The organism is Faecalibacterium sp. Marseille-P9590, from assembly GCF_017377665.1.
Taxonomy (GTDB): domain Bacteria; phylum Bacillota; class Clostridia; order Oscillospirales; family Ruminococcaceae; genus Faecalibacterium.
Window position 1 is genome coordinate 1 of the sequence record NZ_JAFREF010000012.1, and the last position, 22350, is coordinate 22350.

At 56.0% G+C, this 22350-nt stretch carries 21 protein-coding genes; 12 read left to right on the forward strand and 9 right to left on the reverse strand.

The features are described from left to right. Nucleotides 1-201: 201 nt before the first annotated feature. On the forward strand, nucleotides 202-678 hold the full coding sequence (locus J3349_RS11690; RefSeq protein WP_207677516.1) for an LURP-one-related family protein: 477 nt from the start codon (nucleotides 202-204) through the stop codon (nucleotides 676-678). 57 nt (nucleotides 679-735) lie between these two features. On the opposite strand, the gene J3349_RS11695 is transcribed toward J3349_RS11690, so the two are convergent. Continuing rightward, on the reverse strand, nucleotides 736-1581 hold the full coding sequence (locus J3349_RS11695; protein ID WP_207677517.1) for a DegV family protein: 846 nt from the start codon (nucleotides 1579-1581) through the stop codon (nucleotides 736-738). A gap of 331 nt (nucleotides 1582-1912) precedes the next feature. Here J3349_RS11695 and murC point away from each other — a divergent pair, with 331 nt between their 5' ends. Further along, nucleotides 1913-3298, forward strand: a complete 1386-nt coding sequence (murC, locus tag J3349_RS11700; protein ID WP_158403451.1) for a UDP-N-acetylmuramate--L-alanine ligase — start codon at nucleotides 1913-1915, stop codon at nucleotides 3296-3298. A 125-nt stretch (nucleotides 3299-3423) separates the two neighbouring features. On the opposite strand, the gene uxaC is transcribed toward murC, so the two are convergent. Further along, nucleotides 3424-4857: a glucuronate isomerase gene (gene uxaC / locus J3349_RS11705; RefSeq protein WP_207677518.1), complete on the reverse strand. Its 1434-nt coding sequence runs from the start codon at nucleotides 4855-4857 to the stop codon at nucleotides 3424-3426. A 322-nt stretch (nucleotides 4858-5179) separates the two neighbouring features. Between uxaC and J3349_RS11710 the strand changes: the two genes are divergently transcribed. The 4 genes from J3349_RS11710 (at nucleotide 5180) to J3349_RS11725 (ending at nucleotide 9483) form a co-directional block, all read left to right on the forward strand. Next, nucleotides 5180-6694: a tagaturonate reductase gene (locus J3349_RS11710; RefSeq protein ID WP_207677520.1), complete on the forward strand. Its 1515-nt coding sequence runs from the start codon at nucleotides 5180-5182 to the stop codon at nucleotides 6692-6694. A 75-nt stretch (nucleotides 6695-6769) separates the two neighbouring features. Further along, nucleotides 6770-8260 (forward strand): altronate dehydratase family protein, encoded by a 1491-nt coding sequence (locus tag J3349_RS11715; protein WP_207677522.1) that lies wholly within the window; start codon nucleotides 6770-6772, stop codon nucleotides 8258-8260. Between the two features lie 174 nt (nucleotides 8261-8434). Continuing rightward, nucleotides 8435-8596, forward strand: coding sequence for a hypothetical protein (locus tag J3349_RS11720; protein ID WP_187156350.1), 162 nt, complete (start codon nucleotides 8435-8437; stop codon nucleotides 8594-8596). A gap of 5 nt (nucleotides 8597-8601) precedes the next feature. Next, nucleotides 8602-9483: an aldose epimerase gene (locus J3349_RS11725; protein WP_207677523.1), complete on the forward strand. Its 882-nt coding sequence runs from the start codon at nucleotides 8602-8604 to the stop codon at nucleotides 9481-9483. Between the two features lie 80 nt (nucleotides 9484-9563). Here J3349_RS11725 and J3349_RS11730 read toward each other — a convergent pair whose 3' ends face one another. Together J3349_RS11730 and J3349_RS11735 are read right to left on the reverse strand one after the other, a co-directional pair. Then, nucleotides 9564-10265, reverse strand: coding sequence for a GntR family transcriptional regulator (locus tag J3349_RS11730; RefSeq protein WP_149794905.1), 702 nt, complete (start codon nucleotides 10263-10265; stop codon nucleotides 9564-9566). A 129-nt stretch (nucleotides 10266-10394) separates the two neighbouring features. Beyond that, nucleotides 10395-11027 carry a phosphatase PAP2 family protein gene (locus J3349_RS11735; protein ID WP_207677531.1) on the reverse strand — a complete coding sequence of 211 codons (633 nt, stop codon included), beginning with the start codon at nucleotides 11025-11027 and terminating at the stop codon, nucleotides 10395-10397. A 142-nt stretch (nucleotides 11028-11169) separates the two neighbouring features. Here J3349_RS11735 and J3349_RS11740 point away from each other — a divergent pair, with 142 nt between their 5' ends. The 5 genes from J3349_RS11740 (at nucleotide 11170) to J3349_RS11760 (ending at nucleotide 16083) form a co-directional block, all read left to right on the forward strand. Then, entirely contained in the window at nucleotides 11170-12087 is a 918-nt protein-coding gene (locus tag J3349_RS11740) for a Cof-type HAD-IIB family hydrolase (protein ID WP_207677532.1), read from the forward strand. Nucleotides 12088-12274: 187 nt separating this feature from the next. Beyond that, nucleotides 12275-13237: a bifunctional 4-hydroxy-2-oxoglutarate aldolase/2-dehydro-3-deoxy-phosphogluconate aldolase gene (gene eda / locus J3349_RS11745; RefSeq protein WP_158395934.1), complete on the forward strand. Its 963-nt coding sequence runs from the start codon at nucleotides 12275-12277 to the stop codon at nucleotides 13235-13237. A gap of 69 nt (nucleotides 13238-13306) precedes the next feature. Further along, nucleotides 13307-14332, forward strand: coding sequence for a sugar kinase (locus J3349_RS11750; protein WP_149794909.1), 1026 nt, complete (start codon nucleotides 13307-13309; stop codon nucleotides 14330-14332). A 19-nt stretch (nucleotides 14333-14351) separates the two neighbouring features. After that, entirely contained in the window at nucleotides 14352-15200 is an 849-nt protein-coding gene (gene kduI / locus J3349_RS11755) for a 5-dehydro-4-deoxy-D-glucuronate isomerase (RefSeq protein WP_149794910.1), read from the forward strand. 82 nt (nucleotides 15201-15282) lie between these two features. After that, entirely contained in the window at nucleotides 15283-16083 is an 801-nt protein-coding gene (locus J3349_RS11760) for a gluconate 5-dehydrogenase (RefSeq protein ID WP_158395936.1), read from the forward strand. A gap of 62 nt (nucleotides 16084-16145) precedes the next feature. Here the strand turns inward: J3349_RS11760 and J3349_RS11765 are convergent, their stop codons facing one another. From J3349_RS11765 to J3349_RS11785, 5 genes are all read right to left on the reverse strand, one after another. Then, on the reverse strand, nucleotides 16146-17003 hold the full coding sequence (locus J3349_RS11765; protein WP_207677538.1) for a hypothetical protein: 858 nt from the start codon (nucleotides 17001-17003) through the stop codon (nucleotides 16146-16148). 160 nt (nucleotides 17004-17163) lie between these two features. Further along, nucleotides 17164-17574 carry a peptide deformylase gene (locus J3349_RS11770; protein ID WP_158395940.1) on the reverse strand — a complete coding sequence of 137 codons (411 nt, stop codon included), beginning with the start codon at nucleotides 17572-17574 and terminating at the stop codon, nucleotides 17164-17166. A 1-nt stretch (nucleotide 17575) separates the two neighbouring features. After that, nucleotides 17576-17932 carry a hypothetical protein gene (locus J3349_RS11775; protein WP_207677540.1) on the reverse strand — a complete coding sequence of 119 codons (357 nt, stop codon included), beginning with the start codon at nucleotides 17930-17932 and terminating at the stop codon, nucleotides 17576-17578. 145 nt (nucleotides 17933-18077) lie between these two features. Then, nucleotides 18078-19556 (reverse strand): recombinase family protein, encoded by a 1479-nt coding sequence (locus J3349_RS11780; protein ID WP_207677546.1) that lies wholly within the window; start codon nucleotides 19554-19556, stop codon nucleotides 18078-18080. A gap of 158 nt (nucleotides 19557-19714) precedes the next feature. Then, entirely contained in the window at nucleotides 19715-20647 is a 933-nt protein-coding gene (locus tag J3349_RS11785) for an AraC family transcriptional regulator (protein ID WP_207677548.1), read from the reverse strand. Nucleotides 20648-21046: 399 nt separating this feature from the next. On the opposite strand from J3349_RS11785, the gene J3349_RS11790 reads away from it, so the two are divergent. Next, on the forward strand, nucleotides 21047-22342 hold the full coding sequence (locus J3349_RS11790) for an SLC13 family permease (RefSeq protein ID WP_227621475.1): 1296 nt from the start codon (nucleotides 21047-21049) through the stop codon (nucleotides 22340-22342). Nucleotides 22343-22350: the final 8 nt, after the last annotated feature.

Here is a 22350-nt window from a genome sequence, read left to right on the forward strand (position 1 = left end):
TGGAAACGGCTTGTGAAAATAGGTAGCCGCCGACTTGATCAAAACGCTCTAAGAGGGATCTTAGGGCGTTTTCTTTTTGCTTTTTTCGTCCAAAGCTCTTGCCGATGAAAAAATTTCCCAGTTCCTGCATGAAAATGCCGTCCTCAATCGTATATAGGATAAAGGTGTCTGCAATGCGGCAGGAATGCCAAGGAGGACAGCATGAAGCTTTTATTCAAACAGCGTGCATTTACCTGGTTTGACAGCTATGACATTTACGACGAAAACGAAAATACGGTCTATGTCGTGAAAGGGCAGCTCTCGTGGGGACACTGCCTGAAAATATTCGACGCCAGCGAGGAGCATGAGCTGGGTACCGTGAGGGAGCAGATTTTTTCCTGGTGGCCCCAATTCGAACTTTACGAGGGGAGCGACTGCATCGGCACCCTGAAAAAAGAACCGTGGGGCTGGTTCAAACCACGGTATAATATCGACTTCAACGGCTGGCACATCGAAGGCGACTGGACGGAATGGGACTACACCATCACCGGGCCGGATGGGGAAAAGGTGGCGGCGATCTCAAAGGAGCTGCTCCACTGGACGGATACTTATGTGCTGGACATTGCAGATCCGGAGGATGCGCTGTATGTGCTGATGTTCGTGCTGGCCATCGACGCGGAAAAGTGTTCTCGGAACTAAAAAGCGGCCCTGCCGTGGAATTCTCCACATGGCAGGGCCGCTTTGGTTGAATGCCGATTAAACTTTCTTCGCAAATACGATGCCGATGGTGCCAGGGCCGGAGTAGCCGCCGATGGTCGTGCCGATGTCGGTCTCAATAATGTTCTCAAACTTGCCGTATTTGCGCAGACCGGCTTTGATGGCCTCCATGCAGCCGGGTTTGGGCTGGCAGGACGAGATAAAGACCATGCTGTTGTCGATGTCGTCCCGGCCATCCAGCAGGTCGGTGATGTATTTGCCCACGCAGATGGGCAGGCTGCCGCGGTACTTCCTGACGACCTTCAGCTCACCGTCGATGATGGCGAGGCTGGGCTTGATGCCCAGAATGTTGGCGCCGAACGCCAGCACGCCGGAGCAGCGGCCGCTCTTGGCCATGTAGTTGAGCTGGTTGAGCACAAAGCTCAGCTCGACCCGGTTGGCGAGGTTCTGGAGGCGCATACAGATGTTCCGGGCCGTCAGGCCGTCCGCAGCCCACTTGGCGGCACGAAGGACAAGATAACCCTGACCGGTGCAGATATTCTCGCTGTCGATGACCGACACATTGTTATATTCCTGTGCGGCAAGGCAGGCGTTCTGGTAGCAGGAGGAAAGCTTGGCGCTGACCGAGATGTGGATGACGGCGTCATACTCCTTGGCAAAGGGCTCGAAGAAATCGATGTACTCCACGGGGTTTGCGGCAGCGGATTTCGGGGTCTGGCCGCCTGCGTCCACATGGGCAAAGACGTCAGCCGGATGAATGGTGACGCCGTCCAGATAAGTATCGTCGCCCATCAGGATGTGCATGGGCATCAGAGAAATGTTCCATTGCCGCAGCAGCTCTTCGGACAAATCACAGGTGCTGTCGGCGGTGATCTTGATGTTCAAAAGGTGTCTCCTCTTTTCGTGCCGGGAGCAGCCGACGTCGGTGCAGGCGCTGCCGCAGCAAAATTTCCTTTATAACTATAACACAAAAATCTCAAGATCGTTATCTATTTATCCGGAGTAAAATGTAAATCTTTTATGAAGCGTCAAAAAGTATCTCGCAAAGCCGCGGATTCTGTACACAAAGCACAAAAGTGCCGGTCAATTTATAGTTCTTTCCGAAAATTCGCTCGGAAGTGTTTATTTTGTGCTCCAAAAATTATATAATAATATGTGTCACTAGAATGGATACGGTCTGCCCAGCGGCCGTTTATATTATTGGAGGTTGCTTTCTATGTTCATGTACACCGACTACACCCAGCATTTGCTGGATAATGTGAAGAAGATACACTTCATCGGCTGCGGCGGCAGCGGTATGTATCCTCTCATCCAGATCCTCTCCGCAAAGGGCTATGACATTTCGGGCAGCGATGTGCTGGACGGCAGCATCATCCGCTCCGAGCGGGAGATGGGCGTCAAGGTCACGCTGGGCCACAGCGCTGATAATGTCGTCGGTGCGGACCTGGTGGTCTACTCTGCCGCCATTGCAAAGGACAATGTGGAGCTGAATGCGGCAGCCTCCTACGGTATCACGACGGTGGAGCGCAGCGTCCTGCTGGGCTATGTGAGCCGTCTGTACAAGCAGAGCATCTGCGTCTCCGGCACCCACGGCAAGACCACGACCACCTCCATGATCACCACTGCGCTGGAGCTGGCAGGCCGCGACCCCTCTGCGGTCATCGGCGGCAAGCTGCCCCTCATCCACGGCTACGGCAAGGCCGGCAAGGGCGATGACATCGTCATCGAAGCCTGCGAGTTCTCCGAGACCTTCCTGAAGCTGACGCCCTACCTCTCCGTCGTGCTGAACATCGACAACGACCATCTGGACTACTACGGCAGCATGGGTGAGCTGAAGTTCGCCTTCAAGCGCTTTGCCCTGATGACCCAGTTCATGATCTTCGCCAACGCCGACGACAAGAACACGATGGACGTTATGTACACCCTTGACCGCCGTGTGCGCACCTTCGGCATCGACAACGACGGCGATTATCAGGCCATCAATGTGCAGGAGTATAAGCCCGGCTTCTTCGAGTTCGATTTGAAGGAGTGGAGCAAGGTGACGGGCCATATCCGTCTGGCTGTGCCGGGCCGTCACAACATCTACAATGCGCTGGCCATGTGCGCGGTCTGCCGTTTTGCGGGCCTGACCGTGGAGCAGTGCGCCGCCGCTGCCGCAAGCTTCAAGGGCGCAGGACGCCGTTTCGAGGTCTACGGTGAGTGCAACGGCGCTGTGGTGGTGGATGACTACGCTCATCACCCCACCGAGCTGCGTGCGACCCTGAACACCGCCAAGGAACTGGGCTACAAGCGCCTCATCGCCGTCCACCAGCCGTTTACATACAGCCGCACCAAGATGCTGTTCAACGACTTCGTGGATGTGCTCAAGATCCCCGATGTGGCAGTCATCACCCCCATCATGGGCAGCCGTGAGCCCAACGACCCCACCATCACCAGCGCAAAGCTGGCCGCTCAGATCCCCGGCTCGGTGCTGGTGGACAGTCTGGAGGCTGCTGCCGACTGGGTGAAGCAGAACGCCCGGGAAGGCGATCTGGTTATCACGCTGGGCTGCGGCGACATCTACAAGGCCAGCAAGATGATGGTCGCTGACAATAACAAGTAAATCCCAAAAGAGATAGAAATGCCCCTGCATCGGCTGAAATGGCTGATGCGGGGGCGTTTTATTTGCAGGCAAAAAAGACCTCCGCAGTCCGTGGACGGCGGAGGTCTTGGGTAACTCAGGAGAGATTACAGATTGAAGTAGCGCTTTGCGTTGTCGAAGCAGATGCCCTTGACGATCTTCTCCAGAGCCTTCTCGTCGTTGGGATACTCGCCGTCCTCGACCCACTGACCGATGAGGTTGCAGAGGATGCGGCGGAAGTAATCGTGGCGGGTGTAGCTCAGGAAGCTGCGGCTGTCGGTCAGCATACCGACGAAGTTGCCCAGCAGGCCGAGGCTGGCCAGACGGGACATCTGCTCTTCCATGCCGATCTTGTGGTCGTTGAACCACCATGCGGAGCCGTGCTGGATCTTGCCCGGGACCTCGCTGTTCTGGAAGCAGCCGAGGATGGTGCCGATCTGAGCATCATCGCCGGGGTTCAGGCTGTAGATGATGGTCTTGGGGCACTCGTCGGTGTCGTTCAGGGCGCTCAGCAGAGCTGCGATCTCGCCGCCGCAGGTAGCGGTGTTGATCATGTCGTAGCCGGTGTCGGGTCCCAGCAGGGTGTTCATCTTGCGGTTGACGCCGCGCAGGCAGTTGTAGTGGATCTGCATGGCGATGCCGAGGCGGTGATACTGCTTGCCCAGGTGGATGAGGATGTAGGTCTGATACTTCTCAGCCTCTTCCGGAGTGCAGGTCTCGCCGGCCATGACCTTCTGGTAGATGGCGTTGACCTCTTCCTTAGTGGCCTCACGGTAGGGGATGTAGTCCAGACCGTGGTCAGAAGCGCGGCAGCCCATCTCGGCGAAGAACTCGATGCGGTCGGTCAGAGCGCTGGTGACGCAGTTGATGCAGGCCAGCTTCTCCTTGCCGACAGCAGCGGCCAGCTTGCCCATGTACTCAGCAAAGCCGGGCTTGTTGATGTTGAGGGCCTTGTCGGGGCGGAAGGAAGGAGCCACGGTGAACTTGATGGTGGGGTCTTCCTTGATCTTCTTGTGCCACTCGAGGCTGTCGATGGGGTCATCGGTGGTGCCGATGAAGGCCACGTTGCTCTGCTCGATGAGGCCGCGGACGGTCAGCTTGGGGTCGTGCTGGAGCTTGTCGTTGCACAGGTTCCAGACTTCCTCAGCGGTGTCGCCGTTCAGCACGCCGTCGTAGCCGAAGAAGGTGTGCAGCTCCAGGTTAGTCCAGTGGTACATCGGGTTGCCGATGGCCATGGGCAGAGCCTCAGCGAACTTCTGGAAGCGCTCGCGGTCAGGCTTGTCGCCGGTGATGTACTCCTCAGGCACGCCGTTGGAGCGCATGACGCGCCACTTGTAGTGGTCGCCGAAGTAGCTGCCGTCCGGGTTGCGGCCGCCCAGCCAGACCTGAGCGATGTTGTCGAAGCGGCGGTTCTCGTAGATCTCACGGGGAGGAATGTGGCAGTGGTAATCGCAGATGGGCATATCCGCAGCGTAAGCGTGGTACAGGTGCTGTGCGGTGGGCGACTGGAGCATGAACTCCTTATCCATAAATGCTTTCATGGTCAGAACTCCTTTTTTCAATGGTCATGACAGTTTGAAACATTCTTATAGTAGGGGATCGGCCGGTTCCGTGCAAACAGGCCATTCCTGCTTTTAGTATACCGGAAAATGCCGATGTATACAACTGAAAAACTGCCCAAAAATCTCGTGCGGACTTGTACAATTCGCTGGTTTTTATAAAAACGACCCCTTTTCCGGCAAAAAACTGTTGAGAACCACTTGACTTATTTGTATACAACAGCATAAAATAGAGGCAGAGAAGGGCGCGGCTCAGGCTGCCCCCCGTGAAAGGCAAAGCAATCTGATAAAAGGAGACACTCAAATGGAAACTTTGAATTACAAGGTCCTGAAAAGCACCGGCTACAACGGTTATATCCTCAAGGACGCACCCGTCAAGGTGATGCAGTTCGGTGAGGGTAACTTCCTGCGCGCATTCGTGGATTACTTCTTTGATATTGCCAACGAGAAGGCTGGCTACAACGGCAAGGTCAAGCTCGTCCAGCCCATCGCAAACTTCCCCCAGATGGCTGACTGGATCAACGAGCAGGAGGGTCTGTACACCCTGTACCTGCGCGGCAGCGAGAAGGGCCAGAAGGTCGATGCAAAGCGCGTCATCTCCTGTGTGCATGACTGCGTCTGCCCCTACTCCGAGGGCAAGTGGGACGAAGTGCTGGCTCTGGCCCGCTCTGAGGACTTGGAGATCGTCGTCTCCAACACCACTGAGGCCGGCATCGCCTACACGCAGGGCGACAGCCAGTTTGACCAGGTGCCTCCCAACAGCTTCCCTGCAAAGCTGACCCGCGTACTCTATGAGCGTTACACCGCCTTCAAGGGCGCTGCTGACAAGGGTCTGATCATCCTCTCCTGCGAGCTCATCGACAACAACGGCAAGGAGCTGCAGAAGTGCTGCAACAACTACGCGAAGGACTGGAACCTCGACGCTGCCTTCATCGACTGGATGAACAACGCCAACACCTTCTGCTCCACTCTGGTGGACCGCATCGTCCCGGGCCGCATCCGTGACCCGAAGGAGATGGCTGCTCTGGAAGAGGCCAACGGCTACACCGATAAGGCTCTGGATGTCGGCGAAGTCTTCGGCGTCTGGGTCATCGAAGGCCCCGATGGTCTGGAGGACAAGCTGCCGTTCAAGAAGGCCGGCGTCAACGTCATGGTCGTCCCCGATGTCACCCCCTACAAGAAGCGCAAGGTCCGCATCCTGAACGGTGCTCACACCGGTTTCGTTCTGGGCGCATATCTGGCCGGCTTCGACATCGTGCGTGACTGCATGCACAACGACACCATCCGCGGCTTCATGAACAAGATGCTGCACGAGGAAGTCATCCCCACCCTGCCTCTGGACAAGAAAGACCTCGAGGAGTTCGCTTCTGCTGTGCAGGACCGCTTCAACAACCCGTTCATCAACCACGAGCTGATGAGCATCTCCCTGAACTCCACCTCCAAGTGGAAGGCCCGCAACATGCCTTCTTTCCTGACTTATATCGAGGAGCAGAAGAAGCTGCCCAAGTGCCTGACCATGTCTCTGGCTGCTTACATCGCTTTCTACTCCAACGACATTCAGGAGCGCACTGCTGACGGCCTCATCTGCAAGCGCCCGGCAGGCAACACCTACAAGATCCAGGATGACGCATGGGCTCTGGACTTCTACTATGCACACAAGGACGACACCGCTGCTCAGCTGGTGAACGCCGTTCTGACCAACACCCAGATGTGGGATCAGGACCTGACCAAGATCGAGGGTCTCGAGGCCGCTGTTCTGGCAGACCTGGAGCTCATCCGCACCGAGGGCGCCGAGGCTGCTTACAAGAGCTGCCTGTAAGCTGAAAATTTGCACAAAAGGGCTGCTGCTTTGGGCAGCAGCCCTTTTGGCTTATGAAAGAGTAGGAGAAAAACTATGCCGCAGGCGATCCATATCAGCCCCATCGACAACGTCGTTGTCGCTCTGCATCCCATTGCCAAGGGTACCCTCGTCGAGGTGGACGGCCTTGCCGTTACCGCGCTGGAGGACATCCCTCAGGGTCATAAGATGGCTGTCAAGCCCATCAAGAACGGCGAGAACGTCATCAAGTACGGCTTCCCCATCGGCCACGCCACCGCCGACGCTGAGCCGGGTACTTGGATGCACACCCACAATGTCCACACCAACCTCTCCGGTGAGGTGGAATACAGCTATAACCCCTCCCCCGATCTGGCCCCGCTGCCCAAGGTGGAGCCCGAGACCTTCATGGGCTTCCGCCGCAAGGATGGCCGCGCCGCCATCCGCAACGAGATCTGGATCATCCCCACCGTCGGCTGTGTCAACGACATCGCCAAGAAGATGGTGGCCGACAATCAGGACCTCGTCACAGGTACCATTGAGGGCCTCTACACCTTCACCCACCCCTTCGGCTGCAGCCAGACCGGTCATGACCATGCGCAGACCCGCAAGCTGCTGGCCGCTCTGGTCCGCCACCCCAATGCTGCTGCCGTTCTGGTGCTGCATCTGGGCTGCGAGAACCTGCAGCACGACCAGTTCGTGGAAGAGCTGGGCGAGTATGACCACGACCGCGTGAAGTTCCTGACCTGCCAGGACGTGGACGACGAGTTCGCCGCCGCCCGCGACATCCTGAAAGAGCTGGCCGCTTACGCCGGCCAGTTCAAGCGTGAGCCCATCCCCGTGAGTGAGCTGGTGGTCGGCATGAAGTGCGGCGGCTCTGACGGCCTGTCCGGCATCACTGCCAACCCCACCATCGGCCGCTTCTCCGATATGATGGGCCAGCGGGGCGGCTCCACCGTCCTGACCGAAGTGCCGGAGATGTTCGGCGCCGAGGGCTTCCTGATGGACCGCTGCATCGACCGCGATGTCTTCGTCAAGGCCGAGCAGATGATCAACGGCTTCAAAGAGTACTTCATCAGCCACAATGAGGTCGTCTACGACAACCCCTCTCCGGGCAACAAGCAGGGCGGCATCACCACGCTGGAAGACAAGAGCTGCGGCTGCGTCCAGAAGGGCGGCACGGCCCCCATCATGGACGTCATCGGCTACGGCGACCCCGTCGTCACCAAGGGCCTGAATATGCTCTATGGCCCCGGCAATGACCTCGTGTCCGCCACTGCCATGACCGCCGCAGGCGCACACCTTATCCTCTTTTCCACCGGCCGCGGCACGCCGTTCTCCGCTCCGGCTCCCACCCTGAAGATCTCTACCAACACCCCGCTGGCAGAGAAGAAGTCGGGCTGGATCGACTTCAACACCGGCGTTATCGCTGACGGCGAAAAGACCATCGACGAGGCCGCAAAAGACCTGCTGGATCTGGTCATCCGCGTTGCTAGCGGTGAGCAGACCAAGGCCGAGACGCACGGCTTCCGCGAGATCTCCATCTTCAAGGACGGCGTCGTGCTCTAACTGCGATTCGCGTATTTTTAATACGTTGGCAACAGCCGCGAATCGCGTGTCACAAAACAGCCGCCTTTGAAAGGGTCTGGAGTGTATCTTTGTGACCAAAATAAAGGCTGCTGTACGCACTTTTTGCGATACGGCGGCCTTTTTGTGCATGAAAACGGAAAGGAAGTGTTTTATATGATGGGTGCAAATGGCGCAGTATTGTTTTCTCTGCTGATCTATGCAGCGCTGCTCTACGGTGCGGTGCGGCTGATCAAGTATTTTATCCGCTACGGCATCGATTACTATTTTGAAAAACTGGCGGAATACCAGAAAAACCAGAAACATACGGAGGACTGAAATTTATGAACCAGATCACCACCCAGTACGTCACCGAGAACGGTGCATGCTATGAGCAGTACGTCATCACCGACCCCGTGGCAAAGACCAGCCTGACCATCACCCCCGAGCGCGGCGGTATGATCACCGGCTTCACCCTCGACGGCGACGAGTACATCTGGACCCGCCGCCCCAACTTCTCCGAGTGCAACCGCCCCCGCTTCGGTGTGCCGGTGCTCTTCCCCAGCTGCGGCAACCCCGACGGCGGCGTCCACAACTTTGACGGCAAGGCTTACCCCATGGAGACCCATGGCTTCGCGGACCTGTGCGCATGGGACGTGGAGAGCGTCGGCCCCGACGGCGTGACGCTGGCTCTGGAATCCACCCCGCTGACCAAGTTCCTCTACCCGTTCGACTTCACCCTGCTGGTGAACTACAACCTCGAGGGCAACAAGGCCGCCATCAGCCTGACCGTCATCAACGAGGGCGACAAGCCGATGCCCTTCAGCTTCGGCTACCACCCCTACTTCATGGCTTCCGCTCTGGAGAACGTGGACTTCGACATCAAGTGCGCCACCTGCTCCGAGAACGCCAAGGGTGAGCAGCCCGCCGCTCCCGAGAAGATCACCCTCACCCGCAAGGAGGGCGCAGACAACACCATCCGCCTGCTGACCGGTGTTCAGTTCCCCATGACCTTCACCGACAAGGGCAACGGCCACAAGGTCACTGTGGACGCTGACGAGACCTTCGACAAGGGCGTGCTCTGGCAGCAGGATGCCGAGAACTTCGTCTGCATGGAGCCCTGGAACGGCTGGGCCAACAGCGTCAACGAAGAGGGTAAGCACGAGGTGCTGGACGTCGATGAGGCCATGACCAGCGAGTGGAGCATCACCATCGAGAAGGTCTGAGCTTCTGAACCATAATGCATAAGAAAACGCCGCACAGCGATTTTTGAGACGCTGTGCGGCGTTTTTGTGTTGTGCCAGATTCAGATGTGGTAATCCACCGGGCGGACCGTCCCCTCCGTGAAATACTCCGGGTGGCGCTGGCGGGCCTGCTCCACCGAGAGCTTGTAGCGGTTGAGGTGGTCGCTGAGGGCGCGGCTGAGGTCTTCTTCGGAGCCACGCAGGACGGCTTCGAGGATGCGGGTGTGGGCCGCGCAGACGGATTTGTTCTCCTCGGTCTGCAGGCTGAACTTGCGCAGCCGCTCGATGTGCTGGAAGGTGGAGAGCATATGGTCGAAGTGCTCCTCCATGCCGCAGAGCTCGAAGGCCCGGCGATGGAAGGCGTTGTCGAGGTCAAGCATCCGGGTCTCCCGGTTTTCGGCGTCGGGGTCCCGCTCCAGCTGGCGGTAGCTCTCGAGGTTGAGCCGGTAGGCGGCTTCCTGCTCGGCAGTCAGACGGCCCCGGATGCGGTTCAGGATCTCTTTTTCCAGCGTGAAGCGGGCGAACTGCTCCATCTCCATCAGCTTGAGGTCGATGGGGGCCACATGGGTGCCGCTCTGGGGCTTGATGACCACCATGTGGGCAATGTTCAGCATGATGAGGGCTTCCCGCATGGGGGTGCGGCTGATGCCCAGCTCCTGGGCCAGCTCCCGGTCGTTCAGCTCGTCGCCGGGCTTGAGGTCCATGGTGATGATGCGGCTGCGGATGGTCTCATAGGCGACCTCCCGTGCGCTTCGTGATGCCATTGCAGTCACGCTCCTTCTGAAACGGGCAATGCCCGGAAATGTGATATATCAGCTACCACCATTGTACCCGCGGGCATCAGCGCCGTCAAGAGCAGCGGCAACAAAAAACTGTATATTTTACCAAAAATTTCAACGCTTCCGGGGGCGGAGATAGAGCACCGGCACCCAGATGAATGCCACGGCCAGCCCGCAGAAGACGTCGATGATGGAGTGCTGCTTGGTAAAGACGGTGGACGCGCAGATGAGCGCCGCCCAGCCGAAGGCCAGAACTTTGAGCCACGGGCGGTCTTTCGCCAGCGTGCTGCCCGAGAAGGCGATGGCCATACAGGCCGAGCTCTGGCAGTGGATGGAGGGGCAGACATTCACCGAAGCGTCGGCTTTCCAGATGAGCTGCATCAGAGTCATGGCGATGTTGCTGCGGCCCACTTCTTCCACCGTGGGGCGGATGTCGAGGCCGTTGGGCAGCACCATATAGAGGATGAGGCAGAAGGTCATGCCTGAGAACATTATGAGGCAGAGCTTATCATAGCTGGCGGTGTCGAACCACCAGAGCAGTGCCGTGACGCCCGCCAGCAGGAAGAACCAGCTGCCGTAGGGAAAGATGAACCACTCGTTGAAGGGGATGAAATCGTCCAGCGGGCTGTGGATGATATATTTCGGGTCGGTGACGGTGAGGTCCAGCCAGAAGAACCAGATGAGGTAGACCACCCAGTACAGCTGATACCACAGGTGGGGCCGTGCGCGAAAAAGAGAAGTTTTCATGGAGAGCTCCTTATTTTTATCATACGATGATACATTTTACCACACTTGGCCGACTTGCGCAAATCCATTTGCTGTTATAAAATAAAGACAGCCTGTCCCGCTGGGGCAGAAAACGTGTACTTACAAGCGCAAAGGAGCTTTCATGTCTACTTCATCTCACCCCATCCTTCTTGCGGCCCTCGATCTGGACGGCACCCTGCTCAACAGCAACGGCGAAGTCTCGCCCTACACGCAGAAGGTGCTGTCCGAGGCGTCTGACCGGGGCGTCGTGGTCATCCCGGCTACAGGCCGCCCGCTGGCCAGCCTGCCGCCGGTAGTGGCGAAACAGCCCTGGGTGCATTATGCTCTCACCTCCAACGGTGCGGCGGTCTGGGATCTCGGCGGCGACCCGCTGGGCTGTGTCTACAGCCGGTATGCCAACGCCGCAGAGCATGAGACGAGCCAGCCGGAGTGCATCGTCCGGCGGTGCTTCCCGGTGGAAAAGGCCCGGGAGGTCTACGAGGCGTTCCACGGCCTGCCCGGCGGGCTGAACATCTTCAGCGACGGGCGCGCTCTCCGCGACACGGTGCAGCAGCGCTTTTTCGACGAGCGGTTCGCCCGTCTGGCGGCGGTGAAGGGAACAGAGGCCATCCAGCCCAACGATGGCCGCTTCACCATCCTGCGTGACCAGAGTGAGTGGATGAGCCGCCACGCCCACGAGGTGGAGAAGTTCTGCATGTTCTTCCACTCGGTGAAAGAGGCGCAGCAGTATCTGCCCCGCTTTACGGCCATCGAGGGCGTCGAGGTGGTGCAGGGGGCGCCCGACAACATCGAAGTCACCGCCGCCGGAGTAAACAAAGGCGAGAGTCTGCTGGCGCTGGCCGACCATCTGGGCATCCCCCGCGAGGCCACGCTGGCTGTGGGCGACAGCGAGAATGACCGCGCCATGCTGGAAAAGGCAGGCGTCGCCGCCGTGATGGCAAACGGCATGGAGCACATCCGAAAATTGGCCGACATCGTCAGCGAAAACGACAACGACCACGACGGTGTGGCCGAGATTTTTGCCCGTCTGGGGCTCTGAGAAGCACAGCTTCGGCGTTTTTGTGCAATGTATACAAGCTCTTATGCAAAACATTGTGCTTGTTGAGCATTACCAAACGGCCCGCTCTCGTTTATACTAAAGATACGAATGTGCGGTGGGGAAGGTATGCCCATCGGGGCCCTCAGCCGCAGGAGTTCATGCAAATGTTAAAAAGGAGAAATGCGTTATGAATCCCATCGTAGAAAAGGTCTATCAGATCGGCATTATCCCTGTTATTGCTTTTAACAGCGTAGACGAGGCCCTGCCCCTGTGCAAGGCTCTGGCTGAGGGCGGTCTGCCCGCAGCTGAGGTCACCTTCCGCACCGCTTGTGCTGAGGAGTGCATCCGCAAAATCCACGAGGAGATGCCCGAGATGCTGCTGGGCGCCGGCACTGTCCTGACCTGCGAGCAGGCTGACCGCGCTATGGCTGCTGGTGCTTCCTTCATCGTTGCTCCCGGCTTCGACCCCGAGGTCTGCAAGCACGTTATCGACAAGGGCGGCATCATGATGCCCGGCACCGCTTCCGCAGGCGAGATGCAGCAGGCTATGAACATGGGCTGCGAGGCTCTGAAGTTCTTCCCCGCTGAGGCAAACGGCGGTGTTGGTATGCTGAAGAACATCGGCGCTGCCCTGAAGGGCGCTCGCTGGATGTGCACCGGCGGTGTCAACGCCAAGAACGTCAACGACTACCTGGGCTATGACCAGATCTTCGCTGTCGGCGGCACCTGGATGTGCAAGAGCGACGTCATCAAGGCCGGCGACTGGGCAAAGATCACCGCTCAGAGCAAGGAAGCTGTTGACACCATGCTGGGCCTGCACCTCATCCACGTCGGCATCAACACCGGCAACGAGGAAGAGGCTGCCAAGATCGCAGGTCTCATCTCCACCATGCTGAACATGAAGGTCACTCCGGGCAACTCCAGCATCTTCGTGGGCAACAAGGAGTTTGAGATCATGAAGAAGCCGGGCCGCGGCACCAACGGCCACATCGCCATCGGCTGCAACAACGTCGATCGCGCTATCTACCACCTGTCTCAGCGCGGCGTGAAGTTCGACCTCGACAGCAAGAATGTCAAGAACGGCAAGACCGTCGCCTGCTACATGGAAGGCGAGATCGCCGGCTTCGCATTCCACCTGGTCCAGGCCTGAGTCTGAATTTTCCGTCAAGACCCGCCGCGGCGGGATCATCCGATGATACAAACATAAAGGAGAAACACTATGAAAGTCGTTACCTTTGGCGAGCTGATGGTTCGTCTGCAGCCCTTCAACTACGAGCGCTTCGTTCAGGCCAACAGCCTGGAGTTCACCTTCGGCGGCGGCGAGGCTAACGTCGCTGTCTCTCTGGCTAACTACGGCCTGGACGCAGCTTTCGTCACCAAGCTGCCCGCACACGCTATCGGTCAGGCCGCTGTCAACAGCCTGCGCCGCTACGGCGTCGATACCAGCATGATCACCCGCGGCGGTGACCGTGTCGGCATCTACTACAACGAGAAGGGCGCTTCTCAGCGCGGCTCTGTCTGCATCTATGACCGTGCCAACAGCGCGATCCAGCTGGCTCAGCCTTCCGATTTCGACTGGGATAAGATCTTCGAGGGTGTCGATTGGTTCCACTTCACCGGCATCACCCCGGCTCTGGGCGCAAATGTCGTCGAGATCTGCCTGGAGGCCTGCAAGGCTGCTAAGGCTCACGGCGTGAAGATCAGCTGCGACCTGAACTACCGCGGCAAGCTGTGGACCCGTGACCAGGCTCGTGAGGCTATGACCAAGCTGTGCGAGTACGTTGATGTCTGCATCTCCAACGAGGAGGACGCTAAGGACGTGTTCGGCATCGAGGCTGAGGCTACCGACATCTACGGCGGCAAGCTGAACGCTGAGGGCTACAAGAGCGTCGCCAAGCAGCTGGCTGACAAGTTCCACTTCGAGAAGGTCGCTATCACCCTGCGTGAGAGCCACAACGCTTCCGAGAACGGCTGGAGCGCTATGCTGTACGATGTCGCTTCCAACGAGTACTGCTTCTCCAAGAAGTACGAGCTGAAGATCATCGACCGCGTTGGCGGCGGTGACTCCTTCGGCGGCGGCCTGATCTACGCTCTGCTGAACGGCAAGAGCACTCAGGATGCTGTTGAGTTCGCTGTTGCTGCTTCTGCTCTGAAGCACACCATCGAGGGCGACTACAACATGATGACTGTCTCCGAGGTCGAGAAGCTGGCTGGCGGCGACGGTTCCGGCCGTATCCAGCGCTAAGCAGGAAAGGAGATCCGCTATGGATATCCGTTATTCCTGCAACCAGAAAGACTTCAAGCGCTACACCACCGAGGAGATGCGCGACGAGATGCTCATCACCGGCCTGTACAAGGCGGATGAAGTCGTGGCTGTCTACAGCCATGTGGACCGCATGGTCACGCTGGGCTGTATGCCTGTCCACGAGACGGTCTCCATCGACAAGGGCATCGACGTCTGGGCCAACTTTGGCACCCACTATTTCCTCGAGCGCCGCGAGATCGGTATGTTCAACATCGGCAAGGACTCCACGGGCATCGTGGTGGCCGACGGTGTGAAGTACGAGCTGGGCTATAAGGACTGCCTGTATATCACCCAGGGTACCAAGGAAGTTACGTTTGCTTCCGCAGACCCCGAGCATCCGGCAAAATTCTATATGGTCTCCGCTCCGGCACATTGCTCTTACGAGACCCGCCTCATCAAGATGGCTGATGCAAATCACCGTCCTCTGGGCAGCGTCGAGACCTGCAATAAGCGCACCATCAATCAGTTCATCCACCCCGACGTGCTCAAGACCTGCCAGCTGAGCATGGGCATGACCGAGCTGGAGCCCGGCTCCAACTGGAACACCATGCCCAGCCACACGCATGAGCGCCGGATGGAGATCTACACCTACTTTGAACTGCCCGAGGGGCAGGTGGTGTTCCACATGTGCGGCGAGCCCACGCAGACCCGCCACATCGTGATGCATAACGAGGATGCTGTCATCAGCCCCTCCTGGAGCATCCACAGCGGCGTAGGCACTTCCAATTACACCTTTATCTGGGCAATGGGCGGCGAGAACATGGAGTTTGACGACATGGACAACATCGCTACCACCGACCTGCGCTAAACAAGTACACCATACAACGCCCCGCATCGGGAGACCGATGCGGGGCGTTTTGCTAAATATTTAACTTTGACGGAGGAATACAATGGATTTATCGGCTTTCGATTTGAAGGGCAAGGTCGCCCTCGTCACCGGCGGTGCGCACGGCATCGGCTTCTCCATCGCAGAGGGCATGGCCAAGTGCGGTGCCACCATCTGCTTCAACTGCTCTTCCGAGGCCAGCCTTGAGAAGGGAATGGCTGCTTATAAAGCCGCCGGCATTGACGCTCACGGCTATGCCGCAGACGTTTCCGACGAGGACGCCGTCAACGCGATGGTGGCGAAGATCAAGGCCGAGGTCGGCCCGGTGGACATCCTGGTCAACAACGCCGGCCTGATGAAGCGGGTGCCGATGGTCGAGATGAGCCACGCCGACTTCATGCGGGTCATCGACGTCCATGTGGGCGGTGCGTTCAACTGCTCCAAGGCTGTCCTGCCTGATATGATGGAAAAGCGCGAGGGCAAGATCATTAACATCTGCTCCATGATGAGCGAGCTGGGCCGCGAGACCGTCTCCGCCTACGCCGCCGCAAAGGGCGCCCTCAAGATGCTGACCAAGAACATCGCCTCCGAGTACGGCGAGTACAACATCCAGTGCAACGGCATGGGTCCGGGCTATATCGCCACCGCCCAGACCGCCCCGCTGCGTGAGGTCCAGCCCGACGGCAGCCGTCACCCCTTCGACCAGTTCATCACCGCCAAGACCCCGGCGGGCCGCTGGGGCGACCCGGAAGATATGGTCGGCCCCTGCGTCTTCCTGGCCTCCCACGCCTCCGATTTCGTGAACGGTCAGATTTTGTACGCCGACGGCGGCATTCTCGCCTATATCGGCCGTCAGCCTAAGTAAATCAGACAGCAGAAAAGCCCTGCGGCGTGCCGCAGGGCTTTTGTCGTATCATCTTTGTGCACTCAGGCCATATTGCGATGGGACTGTATCCATGAGCCACCGCTGCCGTTTCCGACGGCAGTGTTGTAGACTACGTTTTTCAGCTCCTTGACCATGGATGCCTTGGCGCTCTCGTAGGCCTTTTGTGCATTGTCGGCGAGGGATTGGTCGCGGCCATTCTCCCGCAGGCAGGTGCGCATCTCCGACAGCAGCGCATTGAATTCCTTGTCGCAGGCGCTCTGCATGGAGGTCAGCTTGCCGCCTTTGGAAACAACGATGGAGACTTTCAGACCGAGGCTGTGCTTTTCGGCGGGGTATTCCATGTACTCATCGTAGGCGTCGCAGATGACAGAATAGAGCTGCGACTGGAACTTTTTCTGCAGCTTTTCCATCTGAAGAAGATACTGTGCAAGCTGTGCGTCACACTCGTTCTGAGGGGTGGGAGCGGAAGAGGAAGACGAGGAAGCAGCCGGATGGGAGGCAGTCGGCTCCTGTGCGGCAGTCTGCCCGGTGGAGGATGCCTCGGATGTCGCCTTGGAGGAAGAAGCTGCACTGGAAGAGTTGTTGTCAGCAGAAGTGCTGGATGCAGGGGCGCTTTCGGCGGCCTCCTCAGAAGCAGCGGCTTCTTCCGAGGCAGCCTTTTCCTCTGCGACGAGCTCGATGACAGAGGCAAATTCACTGTTGCTGGTGTCGGTCAAGAGCTGGTCCCATGCGTCGGCGCTCTCGGATGCGGCTTCGGACGAACTGGATACGTCAGAAGGCTCGGCAGCGATGGACACAGAGCGGAACATATTGAGTACGGAGACAGCAGGGATCGCAACTGCAACGGCAACACACATCCCGACTGCCGCAGCGATGCGGGAAATCAATTTTTTCTTCATAGAATAACTCCTGTTTCAGAGGATCGGGTCGAAATGACTGATGATAAGGATACCATCCCTGAAAAAGGAAATCAATAGATAAAACGTGAAACTTTTGGATATTTTAGAGGGAATCAAACAAGCGGGGATGCTGTGTTTTGCAGCATTCCCGCTTGTTATCTCAGATAATGATGCCGTCGCAGTGGTCGAGCTCGTGCTGGATGATCTCTGCTGTCCAGCCTGAGAAGGTCTTGATGCGGGGCTGGAACTTTTCGTTCTGCCACTGCACCTTGATGGTCTGCCAGCGTTTGGTCTTTCGGGTGCCGGTGAGGGAGAGACAGCCCTCCTCCGTCTCATACGGCCCGGACTTTTTGAGGATGACCGGGTTGAACATGACGAGATAGCCGTCCTCGCTCTCGAATGCGATGATGCGTTTAGCGACGCCGATCATGTTCGCTGCCATGCCGACGCAGCCGTCTTTGTGGGCGATGAGCGTTTCCAGCAGGTCCTGCGCGATGGGCAGGTCTTCCGGCAGGGCAGGCGCGGCTTTTCGGGCGAGAAAAAGCTCGTCTTTGCAGATGTCACGAATCATATTATTTCAGCTTCTCAAGAATTTCGTCGGCGCTCACACCGCTGGCGAGGAGCTTTTTCAGCACATCCTCGGCTTCGGCCTTCTTGGATGCCTCGGCGGCTTTCTGGGCGGCAGCGGCCTGTCTGGCTTCCAGCTTGGCTACTTCTTTGTCGAGCTTCTTGACAGAGGCCTTTTTGGCTTTCAGGTCGGCGTTCAGCGACTTGACGTCGGTCTTCAGCTCTTCGATGCTGGCAGCCACTTTCAGGATCTCAGCCTCCACGGCGGATTTCTCTTCCTGCTTTGCTGCGATTTGTGCGGCGAAGTCGGCGGTCACTTTAGTGGTCTTGACTTTATTCTTGCTTCCTTTGGGTCTGGGCATGGCGGGATACCTCCTGATTTTGGTTAGTTTGTGAGATAAGTATATCACACTTTTTATGTGCATTCCAGTCGGCTTTTAAGCAAAAATACAGAACAAAAACCGCAAAAAGCGCAGATGTTCCTGCAGCTCTTCGCGGTTTTTCCTTTTATCGAGCAGAGCCGGACAAATCCGAACTATTTCCCACTGTTTCTGTGGTAGTCAAGGCATCCTCAAAGCGGATGGTTTGAGAGCCATCCTTGTAGTTGAACGTGATCAGCATCCGGTCATCATACAGGAAAATGGCGTTCACAAAAATCTCAATCAGTGCTTTGCGCTGTTTTTGCTGCGATATATCGAACTTTCTGAATTTCATCAGCCAGAACCGGATGAAATCGGCATTGAAGGATGGCTTTCGCAGTTTTTCATCAGCGATTTTTGCAGTCAGCTCATCCTTCTGAGCTTCCAAGGCATCCAGACGTTCCTTGGTCGTTCGGGTGAATAAGCCTTCCTCGATTGCTTTCATCAGGTTGTCCAGTTTCCTGTCCACCTCTCGGAGCTGCTTTTCCAAGAGCGGAATCGTAGTGTTCTCCTGATTCTGAAAATCCATGACCAGCTGAACGATTCTTTCGATAACTGCATCATCATGAATCAGCTTCATCGTCTCTTGGACGACCAGATTCTCCAGCCACTCCTTTTGTACGGTTTTCTTATTGCAGCCTTTGCGCCGCTTGGCAGTAGCACATTTATAGTAATAGTAGGTTCGTCCAGTGGCGCTTGTTCCGCTTTCGCCAAACATCAATGCTCCGCACTTGCCACAGAACAGCTTGGTAGTCAGCAAGTATTCCTCATCTGCCTTTCCGTGAGCCGGTGCGCGCTTGTTTTTCTCCAAACGCTTTTGAACACGGTCAAACAGGTCTTTCGGGACGATAGCAGGAATCGCATCTGGCACAACGGTATCCCGGAAAGAAAGCTCTCCAATGTAACGGCGGTTCTTCAACATGGTGTTCATGCTGCTGCACGTCAGCTTTCCACCCAGCATATTACGAACGCCTTTTGCGTTGAGATAGTTCAGAATCTCAACGATTTTCTCACCATTATCGTAGCGCTGAAAAGCCTCTAATACAAGTGGAGCGACCAGTGGGTCGATACGATAGAACTTATCTGCGTCGATTTTATAGCCAATCGTTCCGGTGCCGCCTGTGCATTTGCCTTTCAGGGCATTTTCCGTCTGACCACGGATGACCTTTTCAGATAGCTCAGCAGAGTAGTATTCTGCCATGCCTTCCAGCAGTGTTTCCACAAGAATACCTTGCGAGCCTTCAGCAATCGGCTCCATGACCGATATCAGGTGTACATTGTTCTTTTTCAGAATCATCTTGTAGTTCGCACTGTCAAAACGATTCCGGGCAAAGCGGTCAAACTTCCAGACCAGAACGATTTCAAACAATTTTTTGTTGCTGTCCCGAATCATTTGCTGAAAATCCGGGCGATGATCTGTTTTAGCGGAGAATGCACGGTCAATGTAGTGCCTGACCACCGTGATACCGTTTCTTTCTGCGTAGGCTGTGCATTCCCGAATCTGACCTTCGATGGATTCTTCGCGCTGGTTGTCACTGGAATAGCGGGCATAAATCACAGCATTCATAGCAAGCACCTTTCTTTTATATATCATCGAACGGTAGGTCGTTCATTCAGGATGTTGTTTCGTATAATGTATATACCACACTTCATAGGGGTTTGCAAGGACAATTTTGAAAGATATCCCAATGTGAAATAGCAGCCACTCCGGTGATTTCAGCCATCTTAGCACCCTACCTTTAGATATGCTCGCAATTTGGCCTGCAAAATCGGGTCTTCGGACGGAAGAAGTTTACGACTGTCGACTCGCATCACCCGATCGGGGGACAGCTGCGCACGATACTCGGTGGGTGTGCGGTGCAGTGTGGAGCGAAAACGTGCATTAAAGGTTTTCAAATCGGCAAAACCATTGCGCAAAGCAATATCTGTCAGGCCATCATTGGTCAATGCCAAGTCACTCAAAGCGTGCTGGAAGCGCACACGGCTCAGATATTCATGAAAATTAACACCAACCACCTGTTTGAACAGGGTTGAAACATAGGTTCGGTTGTACTGGGCAAAATCTGCAAGATTTTCAAGAGTGAGCTTTTCTGCGTAATGTTCTTCAATATATGCTAAAAGGCGGCGAATTGCAGAACGTCTTTGCTCATCTTCCGGCATTTCGTTCAATCGCTGTGGCTCAAACTCTGTGCATAGTATAACGAGCAGCAAGTCGAGGCTTGCCTTGACAGCCAGCTGTGCATATGGACTGTTCTGCTGCATCAGCATGAAAATCTGGCTGGCATAAAATCGAATATGACGGTAGCGTTCTTCTGTGTGTGTTCCAGCGTTTGAAAGACAGGAAGGAAAGTGGTAGACGCCACCCTTTTTAAGCAATGGACGAATCGCTGTAGCTGAAAAATGCAGGACGATGGCAGTAGTATTTGCCTGTTGACCAAAGGAGGCGTGTCCTACTCCCGGCGGAGTGAGCAGAACGTCATCCTCCTCCAGTACAACATTCTGCGTTCCACGGCAGTACTCTTGACTGCCATGCAGCAAAATGTTAAGCTCATATTCGTCTGGATGCCAGTGGTAACGATAATTCATGATATCGTGTGCAAAGCATCGCACAGTAAGCCTCTCACGCGGCCATTCCATTTTGTAATTGGCTAAATCCATCTCTTTCTCTCCCAAAATCCAAATATTTTCCCTATGTCAAATCTTTGGAGTGTGCTCCATTGGTGAATCGTCTTTTTCAGAATAAACGATAAAATATCTCCTGTCAACTGATTTTTTGAGGCCTATCAATAAATTTTTTACTTAGAATTTGACATTTTGACTAAGGGAGAGTCTCTCGATTTGGCAAAGCGCACAGGGGAAATATTTGGATTTTATTCTGATATTTCAGGATGTCATAGCTTTCCTGACAAGATTTGATTTCTGTACGGGTGCCAAAAGATACAAATTTTTGCATCGACAGAGTAAATTTGCTTTGTTAAAATGTCCACAATGAGCCTGCCCGGGCAGCAAGCGAATTGAAATCGAACCGTTTTCATATCAGGAAAGGAAAACAAATCTATGAATACTCAAATGATCATCTGTATGGTGATCTTTGCGGCAACGCTGGTCAGCTATATGCTGAACAAGATCCCCATGTGGCTTACTGCATTGATCTCAATGGCCGCCCTGTACATCACCGGCTGTATTGATGATGCCGGTGCATTGTCCGGCTTTTCTAATGTGAACACCCTGCTGATGGCATGTATGTTTATTGTAGCAGCGGGTTTCCGCCGTACCTCTCTGGTGGACGGTATGTGTAACAGCATCATGAAGCTGACGCATGGCAGCTTCAAAATGGCTTACTTTGGTTACATCCTTCTGGCAGTTCTGCTCACCAACTTCATTTCCAGCCCCATGGTCGTTTATGCGATCATCAGCCCTCTGCTGGCAGCACTGTGCGACAAGACCGGAAACAGCCGTACGCAGTATATGTTCCCCATTATGGTCGTCTGTGTGGCTTGCTGCGGTATCCTTCCACTGGCAACCTCTATCCAGATGGCTGGTCAGTTCACTGGTTTCATGGAAACCTATGGCTTTACTGGAATGAGTGTCCGTCCCATTGATTTTACGATCGCCGCATGGCCTGTCCTTATCGTTGTTCCTCTCTGGGCAATTTTCCTTGGCCCGAAGTTTACTCCGAAGCAGCCGGTCGTTCCCATTGAGGCACTGGAGAAAAAGGATTCTGGCAAAGCTCAGCAGAAGCTCAGCCCTGTTGTGGATAAGATTGGTATCTTCCTGTTCTTTGCAACGATTATTTGCCTGATCTTTGCACCTCAGCTGCATCTGACCACTTGGTTCGTTGCGCTGGTCGGCAGTCTGCTGATGGTTCTGTTCGGCGTAGTCGATCAGAAGTCCGCTCTCCGCGATATTCCTTGGGATATGCTGATGCTCTTTGTCGGCGCACTGGCTCTGGGTACTGCACTGACCAATACCGGTGCAGGTGACATGATCGGTCAGACGTTGGCAACAGTCGTTGGTGGTACTCACAACAACTATGTCCTCGGTGCCCTGTTCTTTATCATCCCCTTCTTGCTCACTCAGTTCATGCTGAACCGTTCTGTCTCCGCAGTCTTCGTTCCTATCTGCCTGCTGACCTGCTCCGCTCTGGGCGCAAATCCCACCGGCCTTGTGATTCTTGTCAATGCCGGTTCTCTGACTGCCTTCCTGACCCCGATGGCTACCCCCGCAGTGCCCATGTGCATGGCAGACGGCGGTTACGACCTGAAAGCCATCGTCAAGAGCGGTGCACTCATCACGCTGATCCTACCCTTCGTCTATATTTTCTACACCATGACGGTGCTTCCTGCATTCTGATCCTGTGA

Bases quoted from the DNA above. Each gene is read 5' to 3' on its own strand.
- murC (WP_158403451.1), top strand. From the start codon at position 1,913: ATGTTCATGTACACCGACTACACCCAGCATTTGCTGGATAATGTGAAG.
- J3349_RS11780 (WP_207677546.1), bottom strand. From the start codon at position 19,556: ATGAATGCTGTGATTTATGCCCGCTATTCCAGTGACAACCAGCGCGAA.
- uxaC (WP_207677518.1), bottom strand. From the start codon at position 4,857: ATGAAAGCATTTATGGATAAGGAGTTCATGCTCCAGTCGCCCACCGCA.
- J3349_RS11740 (WP_207677532.1), top strand. From the start codon at position 11,170: ATGTCTACTTCATCTCACCCCATCCTTCTTGCGGCCCTCGATCTGGAC.
- J3349_RS11775 (WP_207677540.1), bottom strand. From the start codon at position 17,932: ATGCCCAGACCCAAAGGAAGCAAGAATAAAGTCAAGACCACTAAAGTG.
- J3349_RS11715 (WP_207677522.1), top strand. From the start codon at position 6,770: ATGCCGCAGGCGATCCATATCAGCCCCATCGACAACGTCGTTGTCGCT.
- J3349_RS11770 (WP_158395940.1), bottom strand. From the start codon at position 17,574: ATGATTCGTGACATCTGCAAAGACGAGCTTTTTCTCGCCCGAAAAGCC.
- J3349_RS11710 (WP_207677520.1), top strand. From the start codon at position 5,180: ATGGAAACTTTGAATTACAAGGTCCTGAAAAGCACCGGCTACAACGGT.
- eda (WP_158395934.1), top strand. From the start codon at position 12,275: ATGAATCCCATCGTAGAAAAGGTCTATCAGATCGGCATTATCCCTGTT.
- J3349_RS11730 (WP_149794905.1), bottom strand. From the start codon at position 10,265: ATGGCATCACGAAGCGCACGGGAGGTCGCCTATGAGACCATCCGCAGC.
- J3349_RS11690 (WP_207677516.1), top strand. From the start codon at position 202: ATGAAGCTTTTATTCAAACAGCGTGCATTTACCTGGTTTGACAGCTAT.
- J3349_RS11765 (WP_207677538.1), bottom strand. From the start codon at position 17,003: ATGAAGAAAAAATTGATTTCCCGCATCGCTGCGGCAGTCGGGATGTGT.
- J3349_RS11760 (WP_158395936.1), top strand. From the start codon at position 15,283: ATGGATTTATCGGCTTTCGATTTGAAGGGCAAGGTCGCCCTCGTCACC.
- kduI (WP_149794910.1), top strand. From the start codon at position 14,352: ATGGATATCCGTTATTCCTGCAACCAGAAAGACTTCAAGCGCTACACC.
- J3349_RS11725 (WP_207677523.1), top strand. From the start codon at position 8,602: ATGAACCAGATCACCACCCAGTACGTCACCGAGAACGGTGCATGCTAT.
- J3349_RS11735 (WP_207677531.1), bottom strand. From the start codon at position 11,027: ATGAAAACTTCTCTTTTTCGCGCACGGCCCCACCTGTGGTATCAGCTG.
- J3349_RS11720 (WP_187156350.1), top strand. From the start codon at position 8,435: ATGATGGGTGCAAATGGCGCAGTATTGTTTTCTCTGCTGATCTATGCA.
- J3349_RS11750 (WP_149794909.1), top strand. From the start codon at position 13,307: ATGAAAGTCGTTACCTTTGGCGAGCTGATGGTTCGTCTGCAGCCCTTC.
- J3349_RS11785 (WP_207677548.1), bottom strand. From the start codon at position 20,647: ATGGATTTAGCCAATTACAAAATGGAATGGCCGCGTGAGAGGCTTACT.
- J3349_RS11790 (WP_227621475.1), top strand. From the start codon at position 21,047: ATGAATACTCAAATGATCATCTGTATGGTGATCTTTGCGGCAACGCTG.